24 protein-coding genes are annotated in these 25,638 nt (G+C 37.9%); 4 read left to right on the top strand and 20 right to left on the bottom strand.

What is annotated here, in order from left to right; genetic code table 11:
• Window positions 1–340: 340 nt before the first annotated feature.
• Entirely contained in the window at window positions 341–985 is a 645-nt protein-coding gene (locus QME45_06440; GenBank protein ID MDI6618303.1) for an SIS domain-containing protein, read from the top strand.
• A gap of 66 nt (window positions 986–1,051) precedes the next feature.
• On the opposite strand, the gene QME45_06435 is transcribed toward QME45_06440, so the two are convergent.
• Window positions 1,052–2,302, bottom strand: coding sequence for an extracellular solute-binding protein (locus QME45_06435; GenBank protein ID MDI6618302.1), 1,251 nt, complete (start codon window positions 2,300–2,302; stop codon window positions 1,052–1,054).
• Between the two features lie 259 nt (window positions 2,303–2,561).
• On the opposite strand from QME45_06435, the gene QME45_06430 reads away from it, so the two are divergent.
• On the top strand, window positions 2,562–3,545 hold the full coding sequence (locus QME45_06430; GenBank protein MDI6618301.1) for a hypothetical protein: 984 nt from the start codon (window positions 2,562–2,564) through the stop codon (window positions 3,543–3,545).
• A gap of 55 nt (window positions 3,546–3,600) precedes the next feature.
• Here QME45_06430 and QME45_06425 read toward each other — a convergent pair whose 3' ends face one another.
• The 4 genes from QME45_06425 to QME45_06410 form a co-directional block, all read right to left on the bottom strand.
• A complete protein-coding gene (locus QME45_06425) occupies window positions 3,601–4,572 on the bottom strand; it encodes an acyl-CoA dehydratase activase (GenBank protein MDI6618300.1) in 972 nt (323 codons plus the stop codon).
• Entirely contained in the window at window positions 4,569–5,657 is a 1,089-nt protein-coding gene (locus QME45_06420) for an acyl-CoA dehydratase activase-related protein (protein ID MDI6618299.1), read from the bottom strand. Before QME45_06420 ends, QME45_06425 begins: the two co-directional genes overlap by 4 nt.
• The gene (locus QME45_06415; protein MDI6618298.1) at window positions 5,599–6,606 is read right to left on the bottom strand and encodes an acyl-CoA dehydratase activase-related protein; all 1,008 of its coding nucleotides are present in this window, start codon (window positions 6,604–6,606) and stop codon (window positions 5,599–5,601) included. The genes QME45_06420 and QME45_06415 overlap by 59 nt, the downstream gene beginning before the upstream one ends.
• Window positions 6,607–6,698: 92 nt before the next feature.
• The gene (locus tag QME45_06410; protein ID MDI6618297.1) at window positions 6,699–7,190 is read right to left on the bottom strand and encodes a hypothetical protein; all 492 of its coding nucleotides are present in this window, start codon (window positions 7,188–7,190) and stop codon (window positions 6,699–6,701) included.
• Window positions 7,191–7,434: 244 nt separating this feature from the next.
• On the opposite strand from QME45_06410, the gene QME45_06405 reads away from it, so the two are divergent.
• Entirely contained in the window at window positions 7,435–7,791 is a 357-nt protein-coding gene (locus QME45_06405; protein ID MDI6618296.1) for a hypothetical protein, read from the top strand.
• A 140-nt stretch (window positions 7,792–7,931) separates the two neighbouring features.
• Entirely contained in the window at window positions 7,932–8,405 is a 474-nt protein-coding gene (locus tag QME45_06400) for a polymer-forming cytoskeletal protein (protein ID MDI6618295.1), read from the top strand.
• A gap of 33 nt (window positions 8,406–8,438) precedes the next feature.
• Here the strand turns inward: QME45_06400 and QME45_06395 are convergent, their stop codons facing one another.
• The 15 genes from QME45_06395 to QME45_06325 form a co-directional block, all read right to left on the bottom strand.
• The gene (locus QME45_06395; GenBank protein ID MDI6618294.1) at window positions 8,439–8,783 is read right to left on the bottom strand and encodes a hypothetical protein; all 345 of its coding nucleotides are present in this window, start codon (window positions 8,781–8,783) and stop codon (window positions 8,439–8,441) included.
• Window positions 8,784–8,862: 79 nt separating this feature from the next.
• On the bottom strand, window positions 8,863–9,219 hold the full coding sequence (locus tag QME45_06390; protein ID MDI6618293.1) for a hypothetical protein: 357 nt from the start codon (window positions 9,217–9,219) through the stop codon (window positions 8,863–8,865).
• A gap of 68 nt (window positions 9,220–9,287) precedes the next feature.
• Complete coding sequence (locus QME45_06385) at window positions 9,288–9,812, bottom strand: hypothetical protein (GenBank protein ID MDI6618292.1); 525 nt, start codon at window positions 9,810–9,812, stop codon at window positions 9,288–9,290.
• A 273-nt stretch (window positions 9,813–10,085) separates the two neighbouring features.
• Window positions 10,086–10,832: a CPBP family intramembrane metalloprotease gene (locus QME45_06380; protein ID MDI6618291.1), complete on the bottom strand. Its 747-nt coding sequence runs from the start codon at window positions 10,830–10,832 to the stop codon at window positions 10,086–10,088.
• Between the two features lie 28 nt (window positions 10,833–10,860).
• The gene (gene yihA, locus QME45_06375; GenBank protein ID MDI6618290.1) at window positions 10,861–11,463 is read right to left on the bottom strand and encodes a ribosome biogenesis GTP-binding protein YihA/YsxC; all 603 of its coding nucleotides are present in this window, start codon (window positions 11,461–11,463) and stop codon (window positions 10,861–10,863) included.
• Window positions 11,444–13,798 (bottom strand): endopeptidase La, encoded by a 2,355-nt coding sequence (gene lon, locus QME45_06370; GenBank protein MDI6618289.1) that lies wholly within the window; start codon window positions 13,796–13,798, stop codon window positions 11,444–11,446. Before lon ends, yihA begins: the two co-directional genes overlap by 20 nt.
• 294 nt (window positions 13,799–14,092) lie before the next feature.
• Window positions 14,093–15,823, bottom strand: a complete 1,731-nt coding sequence (gene lonB, locus QME45_06365) for an ATP-dependent protease LonB (GenBank protein MDI6618288.1) — start codon at window positions 15,821–15,823, stop codon at window positions 14,093–14,095.
• Window positions 15,824–16,031: 208 nt separating this feature from the next.
• Window positions 16,032–17,336: an ATP-dependent Clp protease ATP-binding subunit ClpX gene (gene clpX, locus QME45_06360; protein ID MDI6618287.1), complete on the bottom strand. Its 1,305-nt coding sequence runs from the start codon at window positions 17,334–17,336 to the stop codon at window positions 16,032–16,034.
• A 38-nt stretch (window positions 17,337–17,374) separates the two neighbouring features.
• Window positions 17,375–17,956 (bottom strand): ATP-dependent Clp endopeptidase proteolytic subunit ClpP, encoded by a 582-nt coding sequence (clpP, locus tag QME45_06355; GenBank protein ID MDI6618286.1) that lies wholly within the window; start codon window positions 17,954–17,956, stop codon window positions 17,375–17,377.
• Window positions 17,957–18,089: 133 nt separating this feature from the next.
• The gene (gene tig, locus QME45_06350; GenBank protein MDI6618285.1) at window positions 18,090–19,379 is read right to left on the bottom strand and encodes a trigger factor; all 1,290 of its coding nucleotides are present in this window, start codon (window positions 19,377–19,379) and stop codon (window positions 18,090–18,092) included.
• A 189-nt stretch (window positions 19,380–19,568) separates the two neighbouring features.
• On the bottom strand, window positions 19,569–20,462 hold the full coding sequence (locus tag QME45_06345; protein MDI6618284.1) for a hypothetical protein: 894 nt from the start codon (window positions 20,460–20,462) through the stop codon (window positions 19,569–19,571).
• A gap of 289 nt (window positions 20,463–20,751) precedes the next feature.
• The gene (locus tag QME45_06340; GenBank protein ID MDI6618283.1) at window positions 20,752–22,062 is read right to left on the bottom strand and encodes a hypothetical protein; all 1,311 of its coding nucleotides are present in this window, start codon (window positions 22,060–22,062) and stop codon (window positions 20,752–20,754) included.
• Between the two features lie 376 nt (window positions 22,063–22,438).
• Window positions 22,439–23,377: a hypothetical protein gene (locus QME45_06335; GenBank protein MDI6618282.1), complete on the bottom strand. Its 939-nt coding sequence runs from the start codon at window positions 23,375–23,377 to the stop codon at window positions 22,439–22,441.
• Between the two features lie 154 nt (window positions 23,378–23,531).
• Window positions 23,532–24,617, bottom strand: a complete 1,086-nt coding sequence (locus QME45_06330; GenBank protein ID MDI6618281.1) for a hypothetical protein — start codon at window positions 24,615–24,617, stop codon at window positions 23,532–23,534.
• Between the two features lie 10 nt (window positions 24,618–24,627).
• Window positions 24,628–25,461 carry a hypothetical protein gene (locus QME45_06325; GenBank protein MDI6618280.1) on the bottom strand — a complete coding sequence of 278 codons (834 nt, stop codon included), beginning with the start codon at window positions 25,459–25,461 and terminating at the stop codon, window positions 24,628–24,630.
• Between the last annotated feature and the right edge of the window lie 177 nt (window positions 25,462–25,638).

The following is a 25,638-nucleotide window of genomic DNA, read 5'->3' as shown; positions in this document are numbered from 1 at the left end:
TAATGCATAAATATTAATTATTATATTCTATTGCTGTGCATCCGGGATTATTTTATGTATAAATATTTTTTCCACTTTCTTTAAATAAATTCATAAATACTTATTATATGAGAGAAAATAAATATCAAAGTTTATTTTATTAAAATTATGTACAAATATTATAATTTTTTTAATTTTACAACTTATTTAGTATAACATTTTATCTATATCACTTTTGCTTTAATTGTGATAATATAAAATTACAAATAGATTACACAGGTTAGAAGCACCTGTAAACAATTAGGGGTTATATATTATGTAACTTGTGATTTTTCCCCTAATATTATAAGGAGGGAGAAAAGTGAAAGACAAAGCACGATATTATCTTGAAGACCTAATAAATAGATACCCCTCGCTAAAGGGTTGTGAGCAAGATATTGAAAGAGCTTTTAATGTTATGGTAGAAGTATTTAGCTCAGGCGGTAAAATGCTTGTTTGTGGAAATGGTGGGTCTGCAGCAGATTCAGAACACTTTATAGGAGAGCTTATAAAGAGCTTTATTAAGAGGAGGGAAATTAGTCCGGAGGAAAAAGCCAAATTTGATAAATTTGGTGAAGACGGAAAATATATAGCATCCAGGCTTCAGGGTGCGCTACCGGCTATTTCAATTGCTTTTCTGACTGCATACGGCACAGCTTATATTAACAAGTTCGATCCTGATCTCGTATTTGCACAACAAGTATACGGTTTAGGCAAGGAAAATGATCTATTATTTACATTCAGTGCATCAGGTAACTCCAAGAACATATTTAATGCTATATTAACCGCAAAGGCAAAGGGAATGCACGTAATTTCCATAACAGGAGAGTCCAGCGGCAGGATAACTGATTATTGCGATGTGATAATGAAGATGCCTGCATTTCTCTCACCTGCTGTTCAGGAATATTATCTTCCTGTTTATCATACCCTTGCATATATGCTTGAGGAACACTTTTTTGAGAAATAAGAAAACGCATGGTTTCTGCCATGCGTTTTCTTTATGGTAAAATAGTTTAATCCAATATGGATTAAACTATTTTACAGATGATTCCTGAGCGATTATATTCCATGTGTCCTCGATCTTAATTTTTCCCGACATCATCTGGCTCAATCTGTCTGCCGTAACGTTCATCATCGCATCCGATATATTATCTATATACATAGTCGAATTCTCATCTGTCTGATTTAGATGATCTATTATATTTTTCTTTACAGGTGTATCAGCCTTATTAACAGTTTTCAATCCCGAAATTCCATTTTTTTCTGCGAATATGCTCTGCGATTCTTCGCTGAATAGAAAATCCATAAACTTCATAACTTCATTTATGTGTTTTGTTTTCTGATTTACTGTGATAACCTGAACTGCTGTTGCAGCTACCTTCGAAATGGGATTTTGTGCAAAGTTTATTGCATTTTCAAATACATCATATTTAAATTCCTGAGATTTTACTTTTTCTATTTTATCGATGGCCCAGGAGCCCATGGGAAATATAGCCGCTTTTCCGTTTACAAAATTGTCAACAGAGGTCGAATAATCATAATTATTTGCCTTGTAATTTGCAGAACCTGCCTTTTTTAAGTCATAGTAAGTATTTACGGCATCTTGAGCGCCACTCAATGATAAAAAAGCCTCCCTGTCGTTGTCGGCAAATGCATTTGAAAGTTCATCTGTATTTACGGTTTGAACTGATATCATCCCGAATAATATATTTGCAACCCAGGGGTCCTTTGTCCCCGCGGCTATTGGATCTTTAACATATTTTTTTAATGTTTTGCATGTATCAATAAACTCATCGAGAGTCCCAGGCTGACCTATGCCATATTTTTCAAACAGGTCAACATTGTAAAACCATTCATTAGTATATGGAAGATCTCCTATTCCATAATATTTAGCATTTAGCTTCCCGTATCCTAAATTGACACCATAATATTTGTCTTTAAAATCATTTTTATCTACCCATTGGGTTAAATCTTTAATATATCCCATCTTGGCATATTCTATCATTTTATTCCTTTTAAGCCCGACAATATCAACCTTTTTATTGTTTACAAAAGCATCGCTTATCTTCTGGTAATAGCCTGTCCCGCCAAACACCAAATCAACTTTTATGTCTTTATTCTTATCCTCAAAATTTTTTATTATATCCCTGTATGCTTCAACCTGCTCTCCATCATCTAAAAATGTTGCAAATACCAGTGTGACAGGGCTTGCAGTTTTTTGATCCGTATCTTTTTTAATTTTCTTAGCGCATGACGAAAAAACAAGGGCCATTAAAATCAGCAATATAAATATCCTCTTCCTTACCACATTATCACCCTTTTCTATTAAATTCCCGAATACAGTCATAAATTTTTAAATATTCCAAATAGGTATCTTTTATAATTATAGTATTTCCAGCATTCTTTTAAAAGCTAAAACTGATACTGGGTTATATATTTTATATACCCTGATATTGATAAATTGACATGTTTGATATTATTTACAAAATAGCGACATATATTTATTACCAGGGAAATTTTTTATCAGTGAAGGTATCAGCAGTATGAAAATGATCTTTTTATCATACAGAAAGATAAGCTATGCAATCATATCCACATTTTTTATAATCATAAACATTCTTTTATTTTATTCGATTATAAGGCTGCCGGAGCTTAAAGAAAGCTCAATTACTGCTTTAAGCAGTACAGTCAAAAGTTACCGGACCTTATATGCTGACACTGATGGAAACGGCAAAAAAGATACCATAGATATAAGTATAGATGAAGGGAAAAAGGAATACCTGCTCGAGATAACAAACGATAATCATAAAAAATTTTCACTTCCATACGGCTCAAAGTATAAAACAGTAGGCCCGTATTTGACCTGGTGGCCCCTTTTGATCACTATTGCCGATATAAATACGGATAATATTCCTGAAATAATAACCCAGGCATCAAAATCTGCAAACTCTCTGCCCCTCTATATATTCAGATGGAACGGTAAAACATATGAGACGGTATTTGCAGGAACTTACAATGGCATATACATATCGGATATAGGTGATGACATGATACCCGAAATAACAGCAGAAGACGGCAGTGTTGGGAAAAAGCTTTTGACATTTTCATGGCTTGGAAATTCATACAAGAAAGCTGATATAACATTGAAAACTGGATTAAAAGGGTATGATAAAATAGAAAATGTCATTAAGTATATGAGCAATCCATTCGGGCAAAAGAATTCATACGGGGATATTATAAATTCATCCTTCACAAAAGAATGGATACAAAATAGCAAAAACATGGACTATATTAAAACATTCAGTAGCAATATAGTCAGCATGCAGCTTCAAGACTATATCGGCCAGAGTTTGATGACGGATAAAAAAGATAAGGTTTCGGAGCTGTGGAAGATAAGGTACATGATATTCAGAAGATATGACTCTCAATTAAAAGTGGAAAACTGTATCGCCGAAATTGAAACAAAAATTGAAGATAGCAAAACCGGTGATTTTAAAATCAACAGCATTAAGTTTTCAAAGGAGTAAATAGCCTGTGGCATGGATTTGTTAAAATTGCCGTGATTTAATGGCGGCTTTACAGTTACGCTTGTTTTGCCGCATATTCGTTTAGCTGCCATTTTCCGCACCTTCCACCCCATATCGCACCTACTTTTCCGTTTATAAGTATCTCGGCTATTTCGCACATGTTGGGGCATCCGCTGCATTCAAAGCTTTTAGTATCGTAAGTATAATCAGTAAGGTCAAATCCATAGAATCTTGTTGTTTTGTTATTCTTTACCGCTGATTTTGCGATAATCGCAGCACCTATGGCTCCCATCACATCATAATATTCAGGTATGTATATTTCAAATCCCAGTTCCTTTTCAAATGCCTTTTTCATGCCTATATTGGCGGCAACGCCTCCCTGGAAAACAACAGGTTCAAGTATTTCCTTGCCTTTTCCCACATTACTTAAATAATTCCTGACAAGGGCATCACACAATCCGCTTATTATGTCCTCTTCACTATAGCCAAGCTGTTGCTTATGTATCATATCTGATTCGGCAAATACGGCACACCTTCCGGCAATCCTGACAGGGTTTACAGATTCTACAGCCTTGCCTCCAAAGTCCTCGATGGGTATATTAAGCCTTGAAGCCTGCCTGTCGAGAAACGATCCTGTTCCTGCGGCGCAGACGGTATTCATCGCAAAGTCGACTACGATTCCATCTCTCAATATTATAATTTTGGAATCCTGACCGCCTATTTCAAATACCGTTTTAGCATCCGGATAATATTTTAGAGCCGCTATCGCATGGGAAGTTATCTCATTTTTAACAATATCGGAACCTATCATCACATCGGCCAACTGCCTTCCGCTTCCGGTCGTGCCTACTCCGCATATAGTTATATTCCCCAATTTACCCTTTAACATCGACATGCCTTCCTTTATGGCGTCGATAGGTCGGCCTGCTGTCTTTAAGTATAGCTTTTCGACTATATTTTCATTCTCGTCTATAACGGCCAGATCCGTACTGACAGATCCTACATCTACTCCAAGATAATAATTCATAAGTTCAAAACCTCTTTTCTTCTTTTAAGCATGTCTACAAAAGCTTCGAGCCTTGTGAGATATCCTGATTCACCTGTCAATTCATCTACCACCAGTGTCATATAAGGTATCTTTTCATTTTTGGATACGGCAGGCAATATGCTGCTTGCGACTATTTCAGGCATGCATGAAAACGGCAGAAGCTGTATTACGCCATCGTAGCCGTCTTTTGCATATAAAACGGTATTCCCTATACACTGCCTTGCATGACCTCCTATCAGCATTTTAAGGTATGGCTTGGCAGCGGCATTTATCCTCCATTCCTTATTGATCCCTGCCAACTTTGAAAATATATGCGTTTCGATCCATTTGCTTACAGTCATGGACCTATCAACCTGCACACCCATATTGCCCAGTTTTTCTTCTATATAAAGGTTGACAAATGGTTCTATAACGGTATATATCTCTCCAACTATGCCTATTTTTAACGGCTTAATCTTTTCATTTATATGGACTTCTTTAAGTTTTCCCTGTGTTTGCCTGATCAGATCTATTATTTCCCTTGTTCCATAGGCTTCCGATGTTTTTGAGATATACTCATTGTATATCATCTTTACATCTCCCCTTTTAATTTCCCTCGGCCTTATGGCAAACATCATCTTATCCATTCTGTCCAGCTCTTTCGCTGCGATATAAGCCCTGTACAGAGAATTTAAAACTTTAACGGCCGATTTGCCGTTAGTTATTTTTTTTACCTTCCCCAAAAATCCGTTGATGTCTTCCGCAGGAGGATCGAGGACTATTATATCCACATCGTAGCCCATATCCTTTAATATTTCCTTTTCGATTATGCCATAGTATCCAAACCTGCATGGCCCGCAGCTGCCTGTTATTATTATCGTATCGGCACCTTCCTCTATGCTTTGGGCATAGTTCCCTATGTTTATTTTCAAAGGTAAACAAGCTGTTTCAGGCGAATATTTCGTACCGATTTCAAGCGTTTTTTTATTGCAAAGGGGAGGTATTACTACATCGACTCCCAGATCTTCAAGAAAGCCTTTCGCAGCTACATATGTGCCTCCCATGTGCGGAAATGTTGCTTTCATCTTTTTTCCTCCATTTTATCATATCGAGAAACGCCTCTAATCTTGTGACCATACCGGCCTCTCCCGTATGTTCATCCAGTACGAGTTTTATATATGGAAGTCTTCCATCCCTTTTTATATATCTTGAGATGTAATCTTCAACAAGTGAATCTATACCGCATCCAAAAGAAGAAAGGTATATGACACCTGCAACATCCATATATTCTATGAAGCTCAAACCTGCTCCGAGTATTTTTCTTCCAAGGGTCCAGAAATGCCTTTTGGGAATAGTTCCAGCAAATTTATTTATTCTATCTTCATCGAGCATATCCGTTGTTACAACCCCATAACCTTCGCTGTTTATTTTTTTTATTATATCCATGTTGATAAAGCTGTCGTATATATTATAGGGATGCCCGAGCACTGCTATATAGTCCCTGTCGATATCCTGTACCCTAGTTTTACCTTTAACGGCATCCTCAAAGCTGCAGCCCTGCTCAAGCCTTTTCATAAATATGTGCTGCTTATTAAGCGCATTTTCATATGCGTCATATATTTTGCCTTTATTCCCTGTAAATATCAGTCCCGTTTCGATAGCTGCCTTTATGCCGCCTTTTTCAGAACTTCTCAAATTGACGGTCGTATCGATAATATTTTCAATCCCCGGAACCGAATATTTTATCATCTCCGGAAGTCCGCAGAATTTCGGACATATATATTCATTTTTACATATGCTCATAATCCTAGGTACAAATATATAATCCACTTTTTCAATTAGAGACTGAACATGCCCATGATATATTTTTACAGGGACACATGCCTCATCGACGCAGCTTTTAACACCCATATCCAGTATCTTTTTATTTGTATTCCCGCTTGTTACCACTTCGCAGCCCAGTTCCTCAAAAAAAGACTTCCATAATGGATAGTACCAATAATATAAAAGTCCCTGAGGTATGCCTACTCTCATATGATTCCACCCTATCCTGAAGTTAGCAAAGCAATTGATATTATTATCAATTCTCACTTCATTTATTCATGTCTTTTATATTGCATATTGCCTTATCTTTCAACTCCATCTATCTTCCATGAATCATCAATCTGTTTTATATATATTTTCTCCGAGTACTTTCCGCTATTTGTAGTATAAGTCACTTCTATTTTCACATATTTCCGCTCTATCTTTAAGAAATTTATTTTATCTATTGTCACAGCAGCCTTCTTAATATTTGCAATATCCGCCATCAGAGCAGGATAATAATTAGGTGAAGTGATGTTGGCAAGCTTTTCCGTGCTTTTCAGGTGTTCCGCCGATATGAATTCATCTGCAAACACTACGAGAAATGCCAAATCATCGTCAGGCAAAATTATATCGTCTCCGGCAATTCCGCTGCTTTTCATATTTGAAAGCAGATTGTCATTTTCATTTATAGGCTTTATGATTCTATGTGCGAAAAAACCTCCGAGCATTATGCTCGCAAAAAAAATAAATAATACAGCACACAAAAAAAATAAAACCCGTATGTGCTTATGCCGTTTTACACGCCGTCTCATATATCAAGCTCCATTCAAGTACAATTACTGCTAAAAATACCAACTTAAAAAAATTGGGATGCCGTTTGGCATCCTGGGGATGGGGGGTTTAAACTATTAAAAATAGTTTATTTCTATTATCTACCTATAAGATAAATTTTATACATATTTTAAAAAAATTTTGAAATAAATATATTTACATATTGAAAACATGCACAGATTATCCGTATAATGTTTATGGACAAATAATATGGAGGAATTCATTTTGAAATATTTCCTGGATTTTAAAAAATACGGATTAACATTGAGTTTGACGCCAAGTATACTTTATCTTACAGGCGGACTTTTAGGCATCTATTTCAAAAATGACAGCACTATGCTTTTTGAATCGGTTGCTGTAATTGGAGGGCTGCCTATTCTATTCTCACTCATAGCTTTGAAGTTCAACCTTTTGGGGGCATTATTGCTTATAATCGACTCTCTTTTGGTTCTTTATGCCATATATGCCGAAGGAGTGAATTATGTACTTCTGGCATTGCTGTTCTTGTCATATAACCTTCCGCTTATTATATCGGGTGTTTTGTTCTCGATATACTGGTATAAAAATAAGACAAGGTTATAAATTCCGTCTGTCGTTATAATTTGCACTGCTTCGTAATATATTCATATGGAAGGATGCGTATAAAAAATATGCGACCTTGAGTAACTCATGCATCAGTCAATTATGCTGAGTACAATATATTAATCGGAGGTGTGGTTTTTATGTTCACAAGCAGGAAGAATGCACAGTCAGCTTCTGAAATGGATAACATAAAAAACTCGGAGACGACTATAATAGGTCCCTGTTCAAAATTCGAGGGAAAACTGAAGGCAGAAGGTATTGTCAGAATAGATGGCACCATAGGCGGTGAGCTTTCTGTAAATGGCAATGTTATTGTAGGAGAAGAAGGTTATATAAAGGGAAGCATAAACTCTGAAAAAGTTGTTATAGCCGGAAAGGTAGAGGGCAATATTCACTGCAGCGGCTCCCTTGAACTGACTTCAAGCGGAAAATTATACGGCGATATCGAAGCAAAAAACATTATAATACAGGATGGGGCAGAATTTCAGGGCAAATGCATAATGATTAAAGATTCATACAGCCAGGATGAAAATACCGATGAACTTGTCGACGAACCTGTTGATAATAACGACGCCATAACTTCTGAGCCTGAAGATGTCCCTGAAGAAAAATAAATAATAAGCTTCAGCGATGCTGAAGCTTATTATTTATTTTATAGTACCCCTTATTATTTTCGCTATCGAGTAAAGCTGGCTTATTCCATCTATCATCGCACCCCTTCTTCTGTTTAAAAATGGTTTCATAGCTTGGAGTATCTGAAGTCTCGGATCTCTTGGTGGTGCCGGTCTATAGGGTGCCTGAGGACCGCCTTGGAAACCACCAGGTGGAGGGCCTCCCATCATTTGCGACAATTGACCCATAATTTGGCCCAGATTCATGTTATTGAATAACTGGCCAAAATTATTCATGTTAGGCTGCTGCCCGTTAGGATTTCCGGAATTGTAATTGCCATCTGCCTGTGCCATCGGACGCATATTCCTGTATCTATTCATACATTCCCCCCTCCCTGCATATGAAAATATGTACAGGATGGATATGGAGGCACGTTATATCCATCCTGCAAGTTTATTATTAGTAGCCGTAGCCTCCTCTGCAGCTATAGCTGCCACTCCCCAAGCACCCTGAACAAATTACGAGCAGGAATACTATGATGATGAATAATATACTGTTATCGATCAACTGAGGCCTTTTTAATCCATCTACAACGGCTGCTGTCCCATCGTCTTCACATAGTTTTGTTACTGGATTGACAAGCGAGCTCCTGTCTTTACCGAATTGGAGAACTATTACTATAAGAATGAGCAGCGCATATATCCACTGGATTCCGGTATTTGTTCCTGTACATGCCTTGTAGCTTCCTACAGGATATCCTCCGTAACCATAGGCCATCGGATAGCAGCATTCTTTATGGCGATGATGCTTTGACATAAATCTCCCCCCTCCTTTACTGGGCATTGGAAATATTTTTTATTTTGTTATGTTGAATAAGGATTCTTTTATATATTTATATCATTATTAGCAGTCTCAGTCTTGGTATTGTCTTCACCAAGGAGGAACAGCAATGCTATCACAGCTATTATAAAAAACCAATCGTTCCCAAAAAGTCCGCCGCGGCCTCTGCCATATCCCGGATACAGCCCATATCCTCCATAGCCGCCATATCCCGGAGTTCCATACCCATAGCCGTAACCGTATTCAAGACCTAATCCGCTACCGCCGAATTTTCCATACCTGCTGTGGCCGTGTTTATGTTTTCTTCTCTTTGAACCTCTTTCAGGATCATAAAGCCCATATTCGGACAGTCCTCCAAATGGCATTGCATTCGGGGGATATGTTCCATAGCCCTGGTAACCTCCGGCAAAACCACCGCCGGTTCTTCCTATCCCAAATATCCCTCTTCCAAATCCAAAACCAAATATAACAATAATTATTATAAGTATTATAATTAAAGTTCTGCTGTTCTTACCGAATATTCCATCAGTGCTATTGCCAAAACCAGAGAACAACCCTCCTAAGTTCATGCTTGCTACCTCCTATTCAAGGCGCTATGTATCTTTCTAATTTTATACTATGTAGCCGTCTCTATTATGTTACAAACGGCATCCGATTTATTATTTTCTATGTTACCTGATTATACTATATACTATTTACTGAATCTCGAATAAGTTACTCAATGGGTACATATCCTTCAAATAATCTATATAAACCCTTACTCAATTATAAATAAGCAAAAAAAATAATCGGTCCGAATTTGGATCGATTGAATTTCATCCTATGTCAGACATGGCATGTTATCACGATAGCGGGATACCGAATATCTTTACGGCTACCAACATGGCGGCGCTTGTAAAATTAAACATAAAATGGTTGGCAACCGCTGCCCAGTAGCCATATTTTTCATACAAATAGCAATTGATCATTCCGATAAGGAAAAATGCAATTGAACCTTGCAAATTATAGTGTGCCGCCATAAAGAGTATGCTTGTTATAACGGCGGATATAATTCTTCCTGTCCATCTTTTTAGCACACTGTCATACAGCCAGTATCTGAATACGAACTCTTCAACTATTGGAGCGCAGAATACGATCATTATAAAATAAAGTATGCTGGATACGACACTGGATTTCAGGAACTCATTTATCACTTCCTGATTTTTAAGGGCAACACCATATTTTTGCAAAACCAATATGAACAAATAATTGACAACGGTTACGGCATATTTTATAAATATTCCGCAAATAGCAGCCTTGGCAAAAGAGGACCATGAAAACCTCCATTTATCTCCTGCGAAAAACCGCATCGATCCTTCCTCAATGCCTCTGTCGGCGCGTCTTTGGGAATCCCGTAATATAAATAAAACTGCCAGAGCCGGCATGACATTTGATAAAAGCAGCGTACCCGCCCAGTATACCGCATAAATTGCTATCTTTACAAACAAGTTATCTATATTGTCAAGGGTATACTTATATAAGTACAAAAAAGGAGGCAAAGCGACTATCGCAATAATTAGAAACTCGCCTATATATTTAATTAAATTCATAATTTATACCTGCCTCTGATACAAATTTTCAAGAATGTTCCACCTTCATGCTTATCAATTCATCAAAATTCCGCCATAACTCATCTCTGCCATAGCGCGTAAGCGATGAAAACAAGATAAGTGCGTCATCATCAGATACATTCAATGTATCTTTTATCATCGATACCTGTTTTAAGTACTTGCTTTTAGCAATTTTATCTATTTTGGTAATTACAAGCGTAACACGGCGGTTATATGTTTTAATCCAGTTGTACATAATCTTATCGTCATCTGTGGGTATACGCCTTATATCCAGCAGCAGCACTACGTCGATCAGATTTTTACTTTTATATAGATATTCCTCGATCATCCTGCCCCATTTTTGCCTTTCGCTCCTTGATACCTTTGCGAAGCCGTAACCCGGCAAATCTACAAAGTACAAGGAGTCATTTATATTGTAAAAGTTTATAACCCGCGTCTTGCCAGGTTCGGAGCTGATCCTCGCGAGCTTTTTCCTGCTAGCCATCGTATTTATAAGCGACGATTTTCCGACATTAGAACGTCCGACAAACGCTATTTCGGGCATATTCCCAAGCGGATACTGTTTGGCAGACACAGCCGTTATTTCATGCTCAGCTTTCTTTATTAGCATCTGTACTATTCCCCTTTATAAGAGCATTTTGCAAATACACATTTATATTGTCCGCAGTTATAAATTCTATTTTTTTTCTTATGTTTTTAGGTATTTCTTTTATATCGCTTTCATTATCCTGTGGTATTATTATCGTCGTGATGCCGGAACGTCTTGCGGCAAGCGATTTCTCCCTCAGGCCTCCGATTGGGAGTACCCTGCCTGTTAATGTAATTTCTCCCGTCATTGCAATGTCGCCCCGTACATAAGTATTCGACAATGCCGATACCATTGCCGTAACCATAGTGACTCCTGCTGAAGGTCCATCTTTTGGCACAGCCCCCTCAGGTACATGTATATGAACATCCTTGTTTTTATAGAATTCTTTATCTATGCCATATTTTTCGGCATGCGCCCTTACATAACTGTAACCTGTTTTTGCAGATTCTTTCATTACATCTCCAAGCTGCCCCGTCAATTCAAGCTTTCCGGTTCCGGGCATAGCTACTACCTCGACCGGGAGGGTATCCCCGCCGTATGCTGTCCATGCCAAACCCGTTACCACCCCTATATGATTTTTCCTATCTGAAATTTCATATCTGAATTTAGGCTGTCCTAAAAATTTAGCTAAATTTCTTGGATTTATTTTTATCTCTCGCTTCTTCTCTTCGGCAATCATGGTAGCGGCTTTACGGCATACTGCTGCCAGATTCCTCTCCAGGCTTCTTACTCCTGATTCCCTAGTATATTCATTTATGATATTCCTTAAAGCCTGTTCTGTTATCTCAAAACTCTCTTCACTTATCCCATGTTCTTTAAGGATCCTTGGAAGTAAATGCTTTTGTGCAATCTTTAATTTTTCCTCTTCCGTGTATCCTTGGACATATATGACTTCCATCCTGTCATACAAAGGCCTCGGTATAGTATCCGCGCTGTTTGCAGTTGTAATGAACATTACTTTTGAAAGATCGAAAGGAAGCTCTAAATAATTATCCCTGAAGGTATTGTTCTGTTCAGGATCGAGCACTTCAAGCATCGCATCTGCAGGGTCTCCTCTGAAATCATTGCTCATTTTATCTATTTCATCGAAAAGGAAAACGGGATTTTTCGATCCTGCCTGCCTCATGCCGTATATTATTCTGCCGGGAATGGCACCCACATATGTTTTTCTATGTCCCCTTATCTCTGATTCATCTTTTATGCCGCCAAGAGACATCCTTACGAAATTCCTGTTTAACGCTTTTGCTATGGATCTTACAATAGATGTTTTCCCGACACCTGGAGGTCCGATAAGGCAAAGTATTGGTCCCTTCATGTTTTTATTCAGCTTTCTTATCGCAAGGTATTCTATTATCCTTTCCTTAACATCCTTTAACCCATAATGCTCGGATTCCAAAACTTTTCTGGCATTTTTTATGTCTAAATTATCTTTTGTCTCCTTGTTCCATGGCAAGCTGAGCACCCAGTCGAGATATGTCCTTATAACTCCGCTTTCTGCAGACATAAGGCCCATCTTTTCTAGTCTGTCAAGCTCTAATGACATCTTATTTTTTACTTCCTTGGGTAGTTTCGCCTTCTCCATTTTTTTCTTATAACGGCTTATCTCCGCCTGGATCCCATCCTTATCGCCTAATTCTTCCTGTATCGCTTTAAGCTGCTCTCTAAGATAGTATTCCTTCTGTACCTTGTCTATCTGTTTTTTTACCTTTATTCCTATCTTTCTTTCAATGTTTAATATATCAAGTTCATTTATAAGCATTCCATAAAGTTTAGCAAGCCTTTCCTTGGGTTCAAAAGCATTAAGAAGTTCCTGCTTTTGAGAAGGCTTCAAATATATATATGAGCTTATCACATCTGCAAGCATACCCGGCGATTCGATATCTGAAATTGTCGTTAAGACCTCAGGCGATATCTGGTTGCTAAGTTTAACATATTCCTCAAAGGATTCCATTATTTTTCTCATATATGCTTCGTCTTCTTTATCCTTGACGGCACTATCATGCTTTTCTTCGACTTCTGCCTCAAAATATGGATCCTCTTTGGTAATCTTTATAAGTTGTGCCCTGCTCATACCTTCGACCAGCACCCTTATTGAATCTCCCGGCAGTTTCAGTATCTGCTTTATCCGTGAAATAGTACCCACATTATATATATCATCTGCAGTCGGACTATCGACATTTGCATCTTTCTGAGCCACTAAGAAAATCAACTGCTCATTTACCATCGCCTGTTCTAATGACAGTATCGACTTTTCCCTTCCCACATCAAAATGCAGAATCATATGCGGAAATATGGATAATCCTCTCAGAGGGAGAAGCGGCATAATTTTAGTCTTGATGTCTTCTTTATCGTCCATTTATATTCAATCTCCTCCTTCATAATGCTTCGATTCGCAATATGAGCTCATGTTATTTGAACACTCATTCGTTGCTCGAAATAACATTAGTTCTATTTATTCCCGATTTCAAATTGCAAATCGAAGTTCACAATAATCTTTTGGAACTCATGCAGGATAGCCTTTATGCATTTCCTGCGCTGAAAATTTTAAGCTTTTTATATTATAACCTTTAATAAACAACTTTTCAATTAACTAAAATGGGAAGATAAAATCTTCCCATTTTGCAAGGTGTATTTAGATTTTTAAAATACACTATACTTTGCACTTTATTTCTTTTGCGGACAGGATATCAAAATCCGGCGCAGGTATCTTGATATTCTTTGCAGCAGGCTTTTCCTTTATCAGCGCCAGTTCTATCACTTCATTTATATTCTCAACGCCGACAATTTTGATATCCATATATTTAAAATTATCCTGATAATTATCCTCTGGAATGATAACCATTTTTATTCCCGCTTTGCGTGCGGCTTCGATTTTACTTGAAATGCCTCCTACGGGTTTTACCTTACCCCTTATGGATATTTCACCCGTCATGGCCACTTCGTTGTTCACAGGCCTTCCGGTTATGGCGCTGTATACCGCAGTCGTTATCGTTATTCCCGCTGAAGGCCCATCGACCGGCATCCCTCCCGGAAAATTTACGTGTATGTCATAATCTTCAGGATCAGCATCGAGATATTTTCTAATAACGGTTATGACGTTTTCAACTGACCCTTTGGCAGTGCTCTTTCTTTTAAACTTTTTTTCGTATGTTCCGCTCTCTTCCTCTTCAATTATACCTGTTACATTCATTTTCCCCTTTTTGCCGCCCACCTTTATAGCCGCAGCCTCTACTTCAATGAGCATCCCCATGCTGGGTCCATATACGGCGAGGCCGTTCACATATCCTACAAGCGGAACCGGCTCTATTTTTTTATCCGGCCTCGGGCTAAACTGCCCGCTGTCTATAACCCATTCTATATCTTCAGACGTTATATTCGTCCTTTTTTCATTTATAGCGATACCCCCGGCAATCTGTATGATATTCACCGCTTCTCTGCCGTTCGAAGCGTATCTGGCTATGGTTTTTATGCCTTCCTCTTCAATATTCAGGCATCCCTTTTTTGCAGCATTTCTCGCTATTTTCTCTATTTCATCGGGCATGAGTGCTCTGAAAAATATTTCCACGCAGCGGGATCTTATGGCTGGAGAAATATCCTCAGGATTGCGTGTGGTCGCACCTATCAATCTGAAATCGGCAGGAAGGCCATTTTCAAATATATCTTTAATATGTACAGGCATATTCGGATCTTCCGTATTATAATAAACGCTGTCCAGGAATACTTTCCTATCTTCCATAACTTTGAGGAGCTTATTCATCTCTATGGGATGAAGCTCTCCAATTTCGTCTATAAATAAAATGCCTCCGTGAGCCCTAGTAACAGCACCCGGTTTAGGCTGAGGTATACCTGCAACCCCCATGGGACCAGCCCCTTGGTAGATAGGGTCATGAACAGAACCTATCAGTGGATCTGCAATCCCCCTGTCGTCGAATCTTACGGTAGTTGCATCTATTTCTACAAATTTAGAATATGACTTAAAAGGTGAATAAGGTATCTTTTGGGCTTCTTCAAGTACAAGCCGTGCGGCCGCGGTTTTACCGACACCTGGAGGGCCATATATTATGACATGCTGTGGATTTGGCCCGCACAAGGCGGCTTTCAATGCCTTTATTCCCCTTTCCTGTCCTATGATTTCGTCAAACGATGATGGCCTTGTTTTTTCAGATAGAGGTTCGGTCAATGATATTTCGCGCATTCTTCTTAACTTCTCTATTTCCTTTTTACTTTCTTTTTCAATAGTTATCTTGTTTGACTGCTGGGTCTTCAACAAATTTAAAAAGTACAAACCTATTACGACAGCGAAAAAAAAGTTTACTAATAAATATATGTTATTCAAGTGCAGCCCCTCCTTCAATTTTATTCGCAGAATGACGCCTTTCATCTATCCGAACAATTGGATAAGATTTCTGAAATTACCTACACATATTATGTGCATGATAGGTTTAATTATCCTGCATAATAATCTTTTTTATTGAAGGAGTATGTATTTAAATTATTTGAAAAATTTGCACCCATTGGGGGAGAAACTTTTACAATCTGCACATATAATTATTAAAAGCAGCAAATCAATGCTGCTTTTAATAATTATATCATGATACTGACGATTCTGTACCTTTTTTAAGTTTTCCAGCCTTTTTAAGGGGCCTTTTTAACGGTTTTCTTTCACCTTCGCATTGCTTGAGCTCAGGAGGCGTGATCCTCAAAACCGTATCTTTTGTGATTTTACATTCTTCAATATTCTCTCTCGATGGTATGTCGTACATGACATCGACCATCAATTCCTCGATTATCGCCCTTAACCCTCTTGCACCGGTCTTTCTCTGTATCGCCTGCTCGGCAATAGCCTCAAGTGCGTCCTGGGTAAACGTAAGCTTTACATTGTCGAGTTCGAATAATCTTTGATACTGCTTGACGAGGGCATTTTTAGGCTCCGTCAATATGTTCATCAAAGCCTGCTTGTCAAGGGAACCTAAAGTCACGACAACAGGCAGCCTACCCACGAATTCAGGAATCAAACCGTATTTGAGCAAATCTTCCGGAAGAATATCTTTTAAAATATCGCCTATATCCTTTTCGGTTTTACTCAATATCCTCGCGCCAAATCCCATTGAACTTTGCCTGGTTCTCTTCTCAATTATCTTTTCAATCCCATCAAATGCTCCACCACAAATAAAAAGTATATTTGTAGTATCTATTTGAATAAACTCCTGGTGCGGATGCTTTCTTCCGCCTTGAGGCGGCACACTGGCTACCGTGCCTTCGAGTATCTTTAAAAGCGCCTGTTGTACGCCTTCTCCCGATACATCCCTTGTTATAGATGGATTTTCGGATTTTCTGGCGATTTTATCTATTTCATCTATATATACAATACCCTTTTCCGCTCTTTCTATATCATAATCAGCATTTTGAATCAATTTAAGCAGTATATTCTCAACATCTTCACCAACATAACCTGCCTCTGTAAGAGAAGTAGCATCAGCAATTGCAAAAGGTACATTCAACATCTTTGCAAGGGTCTGGGCAAGCAATGTTTTGCCTGATCCTGTTGGGCCAAGAAGAAGTATATTGCTTTTCTGAAGTTCTACGTCTTCATCTTTTCCGCATAAATTAATTCTTTTATAATGATTATAAACTGCAACAGCAAGTGCGATCTTTGCCCTGTCCTGGCCTATTACATACTGGTCAAGGTATTCTTTTATCTGTCTGGGTTTTGGTATATCTGTAAGATCCAATTCAGTATCTTCTTCAAACTCTTCAGCGATTATCTCAGAACATAACTCTATGCACTCGTCGCAGATATATACTCCAGGTCCTGCTATAAGCCTTCTGACTTGATCCTGGCTTTTGCCGCAAAATGAGCATTTAAGCTGTTTCTTGTCATCAAATTTGGACATTTTTTCACCTCTCTTGGCTTATTTAATAGGCTGATAAACTAATGACTGGTTATAACTTTATCTACCAGGCCATACGCTGTGGCTTCCTCAGCTGACATGAAATGATCCCTTTCGGTATCCTTTTCTATTTTTTCAAGAGGCTGGCCGGTCTTTTCACTTAATATCTTGTTTAATTTCTTCTTCATCTTTATAATCCTATCGGCCTGTATCGCCATGTCGGTCGCCTGACCTTGCATACCGCCTAATGGCTGATGGATCATTATTTCAGCATTGGGAAGAGCAAGCCTTTTCCCCTTTGCACCCGCAGCAAGCAAAAACGCACCCATAGAAGCAGCCATTCCTACACAAATGGTGGAAACATCGGGTTTAATATACTGCATGGTGTCATATATGGCAAACCCTGAAGAAATCGAACCTCCCGGACTATTGATGTACAACGAAATATCCTTGTCAGGATCTTCCGCTTCAAGAAATAAAAGCTGCGCGACTACAAGGCTTGCAGTCACATCATTTACCTCTTCTCCAAGAAAAACGATCCTGTCCTTCAGTAACCTCGAATATATATCATATGATCTTTCGCCATGATTTGTTTGTTCAACTACAACCGGAACTAAACTCATAAAAATTACCTCCCCAACATGAGCAAAAACTCCAATAATAATTTATATTTTAATTCAGGTTAAAGCACAATTACAAATTTATTGTATCATTTTTTAATAAATACTTAAATATTATTTTCTTATACAAAGCAAATTATTCAGCCTTTTTTACATTTTGAACCAAATAATTGATCGTCTTTCTTGTTATTATATCATCTTTTATGATATTTCTCTCCCTATCTTTTATTGTGCCCTTAAATTTTTCTAAATCCTGATTATAATCTTTTGCAAGATGTTCTATCTCCTTGCCGATTTCCTCATCGGATACATCTATGGATTCAGCCTTGCCTATTTTTTCGAGCACCAGAGCTGTCTTGACTTTATTATGCGCTATATCCTTGTATTCTTCTTTCATCTTGTCAACTGTGGTATTTAAATAGGACGCGTATTGCTCAAGAGTAATCCCCTGATAGCTCAGCCTGTATTTTATATCGTCCATTATATAATTTATTTCCCTGTCAACCATTACAGATGGTATATCCACCTTTGCATTTTCCACAACCTTTTTTACGACTGCGTCCTCAAATTCTTTATTTGCTCTTAAATCATTTCTTTCCTTTGTCTTTTTTCTAAGATCAGCCTTAAGCTCATCCAGGGTTTCAAACTCTGAAACATCCTTTGCGAATTCATCATCAAGCTGCGGAAGTTCTTTATATTTTACCTCATTTATTTTCACTTTAAAAAGGGCTTCCTTGCCTGCAAGTTTTTTTGATTGATAATCGTCCGGAAACTTGACATGCACATCTACCTTTTCATCGGCTTTTTTACCGATCAATTGGTCTTCAAAGCCTTCTATAAATGATCCGCTGCCTATCTCCAACTGGTAATTGGTGCCCTTTCCACCTTCAAAAGGTTCATCATCTATAGATCCTTCAAAATCTATTACGGCAATATCACCCTTGGCAATTGTTCCGTCGGTTTTCGTTATGAGCCTTGCATTCTTCTGCCTCATGCTTTCAATCTGCTTGTCGATATCATCATCTGTGACGGGGTACTCTTTCTTTGAAACTTCTATGCCCTTATATTCTCCAAGCTCAACTTCGGGTTTTACAGTAACCTTTGCCGTATAAACAAGATCCTTGTCTTTGCCGATATCCTTTATGTCAATATTTGGCCTGTCTACAGGCTCAACATTGTTTTCATCTATAGCTTTGGGATATGTCTCATCGATGGCAAAATTTACAGCATCCTCATAGAATACCCCTTCGCCGTACATTTTCTCAACTAATTCCTTTGGTGCTTTACCCTTTCTGAAACCCGGTATATTGAATTTACCAATATTTTTACGATATGATTTATTTATGCCCTTCTTAAATTCTTCAGCCGGAACGGTTATTTCGAGTTCAACAACATTGTTGTCCTTTTTTTCTATTTTTACATCCATCATATTATCCTCCCTTATGTATACATGTGAAACTTAGCCCAGGTTTGCAACCATTTAATTATATCATAATTATTGATAGTTGCCAATTTTATTTAATATTGCAATTTATAATCAGACCGTATCAAAATTATTTGAAAAATATTATATCCCTGCTAAAAAAAATTTTGCCGGCACAGCCGGCTAATTTAATCATGGTCCATACTCCATAAATGAAACATCATCTCCCTTTTCCTTTGCAGCTATCAGCAGCAAAACTTTATCGGATACAGCAGGTATCACTAAATTCCTGTAATCAGAGAGTATTTTTGATGCTTCATCATCTTTTAAATTATATATCCATAAATCGAATAAATATTCCTCCCCAAATTGCTTCCTCACTGTAAAGATGATTTTATCATCCTTGCCTTCATATAGTTCAATCCATCCGGACTTCTCAAAAATGCTTTCCAGTCTCCCATTTCCGATATCATATTTATATATTACGCATTTATTGTTGAAGCAGCTCTGGTATACTATATACCTGCCTACAGCGCATATTCTATTTATGAACCCGGGAGAGGACAGAACAAGGATTTTATTCTTTAAAATATCATAGAATATGATACAGCTCTTTTCCTTATATAATTGAAGCCATGCACATGTCCCATATCCCACGGCCGGAGGCCCCAAGACATTGTGACAGTATGCAAGGGCGTCTTTGCTTTTATTTTCCATGTGAAGCAAAAAAATATTGTGGGCATCCCTGTATATAAGGCATTTGTTCCATATTCCTCCAAATAATATATCCTGTTCTGCATTGGTATATTCAAAGGTTTCAAGCGTATCCAAAAAAATTACCCCGATTCCATGTCTTATACCTGCGAACTCAAACGCTATACAATTATTTTCGGAATGGAGATTAAAGCACAATTTATTCTCCATCACAACTGTTTCCATCTTACCTGAAACTATATTATATATTACAATCCTTGTTCCATTATAGATATTCTGTACAAATACAATAAAATCACCGCAGATAACGGGTTCATCGGCATCCTTGAAAAATCCCATGGGAAAATATTTAACAGGGCGGTAATCCCCCATGATACCACCTTCCCATAATCAAATTGGCCTTATCGAATATAGTTATCTAATCCGGCCCCTGATGTTGAAATAAAATTCGGAACTGTTATAAAATCCTCTTCTCACTGCAATATATTCAATAAAATATTTACATGTGTGCAATTACTTTCTGACAAAAATCCAAAAGAGACGCTTTTTATATTCAAAAAACGTCTCTTTTGGATTAATTTCCGGTTGTATTAAAAAATGATGCTGATTTTATTTTGATTTGTCGCATACATATTTTATAACGGCGCATTGCCTGACTTTTTTATTGCTTTTTCACATGCTGAAATGTATCTTCTTCATTTCCGAAAACCATACTGTTGATTGTACTGTCATTCATGCACTGGTAAGCTAATCCAAACCATGCGGAGGATGAAATGCTTTCTGTCTTGTTTATTTTTTTGTCCTTATCCAGCATGGAATTTAAAGGGATTCCCTTTATAGTATCGCCGCTGTCCGAGAAAAGTTTTTTTATGTATGATGCACTATCAATCGATTTCTTTGAGTCCCCATACTTTGTGAGGGCAAGAGGCACCTTGCACGTACCCTCCCACCATATATAAAGGCTGTTCTTGGCTTCTTCATTAATCTTGTATCCCTCGAGCGTATCCTGCTTTTTATATAGTTTTGCCAGGTTGCTTTCATATTCCTTGGATGTATATTTTAATCTGGCATCCTGATGAGACGCCTTGAGCACCAATGCCCCAAGTGTCTGTGAATCCAGATCGATAAGGTTTACGGTATTCTTGCCATCATAGCTTGTTATAAATGTATCCTTTTTAAGGGAGCTTCCTATCCACGAGGCTATTTCCCCCGCAAGGTACATTTTATCCTTATATTCGCTGTAATCCTCCAATATAGCTGAAAGCGCATATTCGGAAAGCCCGAAATATGAATATGCATTGCTTTTAACAGTATAAACGCCCTTCTGCGTATTCTTATTCTCAGGCAGCATATTGGATTTGCCATCCCATGTCGATTTTATAAATCCAGCGGATTTTTTCATAACGTCCATAAACTGATTATCCTTGGCAGCGATGCTATAGTATGAATAAGCATATAATAAAAGCGCATTGTTTCCCGTACTCGATTGTTTATATTCTTTGCCTGACACCACCGCGACCTTGCCTGATGTATCATAAAAGTCATACCATGAGCCATCGCTGTTTTGTATCTTGGAAATATTTTTAAGTATGTCCAATGCCGCATCCTTACAAGCTTGATCCTTTTCGTTTGTAAGCAGTATTGCAGATAGGGCATTATCGGTTATGTAAGATCTTCCATTCAAGCTCTGGTCCCCGTTTTTAAAGCTCTCAACAAGGCTCTTATCTTTTTTCTGGTTTATAATAAACTTTAAGAGTATATCATATACTTTCTTTATATCATTCAGGCTGGTGTTTATAGCCGGCATATTCACTGTCGAGTTATTGACGACTTCTGTTTTGTCTGCATTCCCCGTAGATGAATTATTGCCGGGTTTAAGCCCGCTTAATACCTTGTTAAAATCAATACCGAAATAATAGATAACACATACGATGAAAATAATTACAACAAGTACATTTATTATTTTTCTCACATGATTCTCCTCCACATGAAAATATTCCTTTGATATCTATTATTCAAGGCAATTTAAATTATACCAACAAGGGCGAAAAAAATATACAGAAATAGCGAAATGCCATTATAAGTTTATCATGTCTGACAGAATTTTATACGGAAGTCCATGTTTTTTATATGAAGAATATTATTTCAATCGCTAAGCTCGAAGTATATAGAGTCTGTAAACTTGTTCGGGGCAGAATCAAAACCCAACTAAGTTCAAACATTGATTTTGCTTATCCTGAAACTAAAGTCAACAGACTCTGAAGCCTTTCCGTTAATTGCTCTTTCCATAATATTCTTCAAATGGAAAGCATATACGTGCTTTATAACGACCGGCGGATAATTTTATTCTATAAAAGTTCAGCCTTAACAGGCAATGGAATATATTTTGAACATGCTTTATGCTGCTCTGAAGAAATATTGTTTCTCCTGCACATGCCATCGGCGCCGTTTTGCGTCTCGAAAAATGCGCAGCTTTTACAGGTGCCATAGATAAGGGTGCCGCCGAAACACTGTGCCCTGTTTGTAAGATAAAACTTCAGATAATAAGTATACGCACTCATAAGATCTCCCTTTCTCTCCGATATCTTGCCAGATAGGTAATTATTGTCCATCGGTATTTTCCCCAAATATCTAAGCGCCGTCTTTATAAATATAACCGCACCCTTTAAATCCTCCATGTTCCTGCACATATAGCTCGAGTATTCAAAACAATCAAGAAGGCAATGGTCCTGTATCGGCACTTCGCCCGTAACTTCATAAGCTCTGTTATACAATTCGTATCTTGAAAGCATAACCCTGTCTATTATGCTTTCAAAATCGCCCTTTCTTCCCTGTATCATGTATGCGAAAGCACGCCTGAGCCACAAATCTTCTTTATCTCTTACCTGATTCATCCCCGTAATATCGACAAGTATCAGATCCCTCGACCAGTACTTTTCCGCTGCGTCAAGAGCCCTGTAAGCCTTATCGAATCTCTCCTGCTCTATATATATCTTTGATAATATATATAAATTCCACACTGCAATGCTTATTTCCTTAAGATTATTTTCATTCAAATCCGCTTTATTTACTATCTCCTCGCTTATCTTGACTCCCCTGTCAAAATCACCGCAGGATCTAAAAAGCCCTGCAAGAAATGATAACAGTTCTATATTTTGAGGATCGTCCAAATAGTTATTGATGAATATCGATGGTACCTTCCCCCGAAGAGGTGATATATCATATTGCTTAAATCTTTTTGCGCCGCTCGTATTTACCCCCTCCTTTTTCGCCCATTGAAACAACAATAATATGTTCTTTATATAATATTCAATATCATCAAAAAATGCTAAAGCCCACCCTAAAATAACTTTATTTTGTAATACCGCATCCGACATTACAAAATGAAATTAAAACAAGGTGGACTTTTTAATAACTCTATTATCATGCATATCCGTTCTGTTACTGAAGATCAACCGTAAAAACATCACTGCCGGTATCTATCGATATGGTCTCATCGTTTAGCCATTCTATCTGGCTTTTATCCGGCAATGCACTTCTTTCTTTAAGGCTGTATCCATTCATATCAACATCGTCGGAATCATCATCGAAACTTATAACTACAATTTCAGCATTGATTCCCCCGGATTGCTTGGCAACAAGGGCATATTTCAAACCGTCGCCGTTCCATGCGCCCATATCCGTTGCGGTGTAATTTTTTATATCCGGAAGCTTTGTTATGTTCTTCCCGTATCCATTCATGACATACAGACTGCCAAAATCCGGCTTGTCCTGAAACATTTTAGCAAATAATATCTTGTTGCCTCCATCTGAAAAACTGATTATATGTTTTTGAGATACATCTACATTTTCAACGGAAACGCTGTCAGTATCAACGGCCGCTATTTGCTCCCCGTCGAGTACCAGCATTTTCCCGTCATCTCTTATTCCTAAATATCTAAAGGAAGCAGAATTCGGGGTATATACTTTTTTTATGCTGTCGTTCTGCAAACTTGCCTCCCATAATGACTTTTTAGGATTTGCAGACGTATCTGGAAGGTCTGAAATAAAACTCAATCTGTCTTCAGATATGAATTCCGGGCTTTCAGCCCATATGTATGAAGGATATTTTTTTCTGACATCCGATAATTTTATTCGGCCATAACTATCGGCTAATATCTTTTTAAATGTTCCATCATTAAACAATAGCCAGATAGCTCCATCATCGGTCTTGTAGGCTGCCGCACTGCCTCCCTGCGATATATCGTATTTCTTCTTATCGGCAACAGGGCTTATAGAAAAAATCTTTATACCCTGCCCGGATTTCATGTAATTTACAATTATTTTTTCTTTACCGGACAGCTCGTATTTATATTCTCCAAAAAATGTCTTGCTGCCTCCCTGGCTGGAAACTGTTTCTTTACCATCATCCTTGTAACCGCCTGCCTGACCTTTTTCCCTATCCGCGGCAGATTTGCCTATATATAAAGCGCCAAGCAGCAGCACGATTACCATTGTAAATGCAAAAGCGATATTTGTCTTCTTCATTATATGCCCCCTAGTCTATCTTTACCTTCCTCCTGCTATCTGCATCCAGTGCATATTTTGTTCCCTTTATTTCGATGATCAGCTTACCATCATCTGTAAACCCGGAATATGTAACAGGATCGGTCTGCTTCGTATCCAGGATCATCCTGTTTGATGTCCCATCGGCACTTACAGCCCATAGTATGCAGTTGTTTGTTTTACGAAACCATGGAACATATGACTGGTATAATATGCGCCCGTCCTTTAAAAACTTCGGCTTTGCAGCCCACATATAATTGCTGTATCTTTCAAGGATGTCAGACTTTTTGAATATCTTGCCGTTTCCTCCCGTCGACTTATAGAAGTCCGGGTTTAATTTCTTACTTGAACCATCGATATTGAATATCCAGATATCGCTGGTCTTTGGATAGTCAAATGTTATGGCTTTTCCATCATCTCTTATGTCATAGGTTATCCCGTTATTATTTTGGCTTATGCCGGTAAACTTTTTTTCATCGTTTTCCTGCGTATATTCTATAGAAACTGACGTATTATCGGGAAATGCAAATGTAAAGCTGCCATTATTCTTTGCCGGTTCTGCAGGTTTTTGCTCAGCAGGCTTTGGCTTCGCGCTGTCCTGTTTGTTTTTTCCCGTATTGTTCTTGCTGCCTTCTATTTGTTTTGCATTTCTTTTAACCGGAGTATTTACACTCGCCTTAAACTTGTTGAAATATGTTATAGTCTGCTTATTAAATACTATCATACCGATTACGAGTAACGATAAAAGTATAAGCAGCGTGTTTATTATCCTTCTCCTGCGTATTTCCCTGTGATAATTACTGCTGAACATACTTGGCTTTCCCATCTTACAACGACCTCCTAGCGTGTACTGAATATATTATACCTCTATACTGCGAATATTAGAATAGCCATATATCCAAGTGGATGCATATTTTATATTTGAAAAATATTACTCAATTATCAAATTAAGTTCCACCCCTTATCCTCTTAAAGTGGAAGTTACCCTGAAAAATATCAAGAG

The organism is Clostridiales bacterium, assembly GCA_030016385.1.
In the GTDB taxonomy this organism is placed as follows: Bacteria; Bacillota; Clostridia; order Clostridiales; family Oxobacteraceae; genus JASEJN01.
This window is presented reverse-complemented; position numbering and strand designations above follow the sequence as displayed.

Excerpts from the sequence above, each read along its gene's own strand:
- tig (MDI6618285.1), bottom strand. The coding sequence starts at position 19,379 with ATGGATGTAAAAATAGAAAAAAAGGACAACAATGTTGTTGAACTCGAA.
- yihA (MDI6618290.1), bottom strand. The coding sequence starts at position 11,463 with ATGCTAATAAAGAAAGCTGAGCATGAAATAACGGCTGTGTCTGCCAAA.
- clpP (MDI6618286.1), bottom strand. The coding sequence starts at position 17,956 with ATGAGTTTAGTTCCGGTTGTAGTTGAACAAACAAATCATGGCGAAAGA.
- QME45_06325 (MDI6618280.1), bottom strand. The coding sequence starts at position 25,461 with ATGGGAAAGCCAAGTATGTTCAGCAGTAATTATCACAGGGAAATACGC.
- lonB (MDI6618288.1), bottom strand. The coding sequence starts at position 15,823 with ATGAAAGGCGTCATTCTGCGAATAAAATTGAAGGAGGGGCTGCACTTG.
- QME45_06395 (MDI6618294.1), bottom strand. The coding sequence starts at position 8,783 with ATGAATAGATACAGGAATATGCGTCCGATGGCACAGGCAGATGGCAAT.
- QME45_06400 (MDI6618295.1), top strand. The coding sequence starts at position 7,932 with ATGTTCACAAGCAGGAAGAATGCACAGTCAGCTTCTGAAATGGATAAC.
- clpX (MDI6618287.1), bottom strand. The coding sequence starts at position 17,336 with ATGTCCAAATTTGATGACAAGAAACAGCTTAAATGCTCATTTTGCGGC.
- QME45_06345 (MDI6618284.1), bottom strand. The coding sequence starts at position 20,462 with ATGGGGGATTACCGCCCTGTTAAATATTTTCCCATGGGATTTTTCAAG.
- QME45_06415 (MDI6618298.1), bottom strand. The coding sequence starts at position 6,606 with ATGAGAGTAGGCATACCTCAGGGACTTTTATATTATTGGTACTATCCA.
- QME45_06380 (MDI6618291.1), bottom strand. The coding sequence starts at position 10,832 with ATGAATTTAATTAAATATATAGGCGAGTTTCTAATTATTGCGATAGTC.
- lon (MDI6618289.1), bottom strand. The coding sequence starts at position 13,798 with ATGGACGATAAAGAAGACATCAAGACTAAAATTATGCCGCTTCTCCCT.
- QME45_06390 (MDI6618293.1), bottom strand. The coding sequence starts at position 9,219 with ATGTCAAAGCATCATCGCCATAAAGAATGCTGCTATCCGATGGCCTAT.
- QME45_06330 (MDI6618281.1), bottom strand. The coding sequence starts at position 24,617 with ATGAAGAAGACAAATATCGCTTTTGCATTTACAATGGTAATCGTGCTG.
- QME45_06385 (MDI6618292.1), bottom strand. The coding sequence starts at position 9,812 with ATGAACTTAGGAGGGTTGTTCTCTGGTTTTGGCAATAGCACTGATGGA.
- QME45_06410 (MDI6618297.1), bottom strand. The coding sequence starts at position 7,190 with ATGAGACGGCGTGTAAAACGGCATAAGCACATACGGGTTTTATTTTTT.
- QME45_06420 (MDI6618299.1), bottom strand. The coding sequence starts at position 5,657 with ATGAAAGCAACATTTCCGCACATGGGAGGCACATATGTAGCTGCGAAA.
- QME45_06430 (MDI6618301.1), top strand. The coding sequence starts at position 2,562 with ATGAAAATGATCTTTTTATCATACAGAAAGATAAGCTATGCAATCATA.
- QME45_06425 (MDI6618300.1), bottom strand. The coding sequence starts at position 4,572 with ATGAATTATTATCTTGGAGTAGATGTAGGATCTGTCAGTACGGATCTG.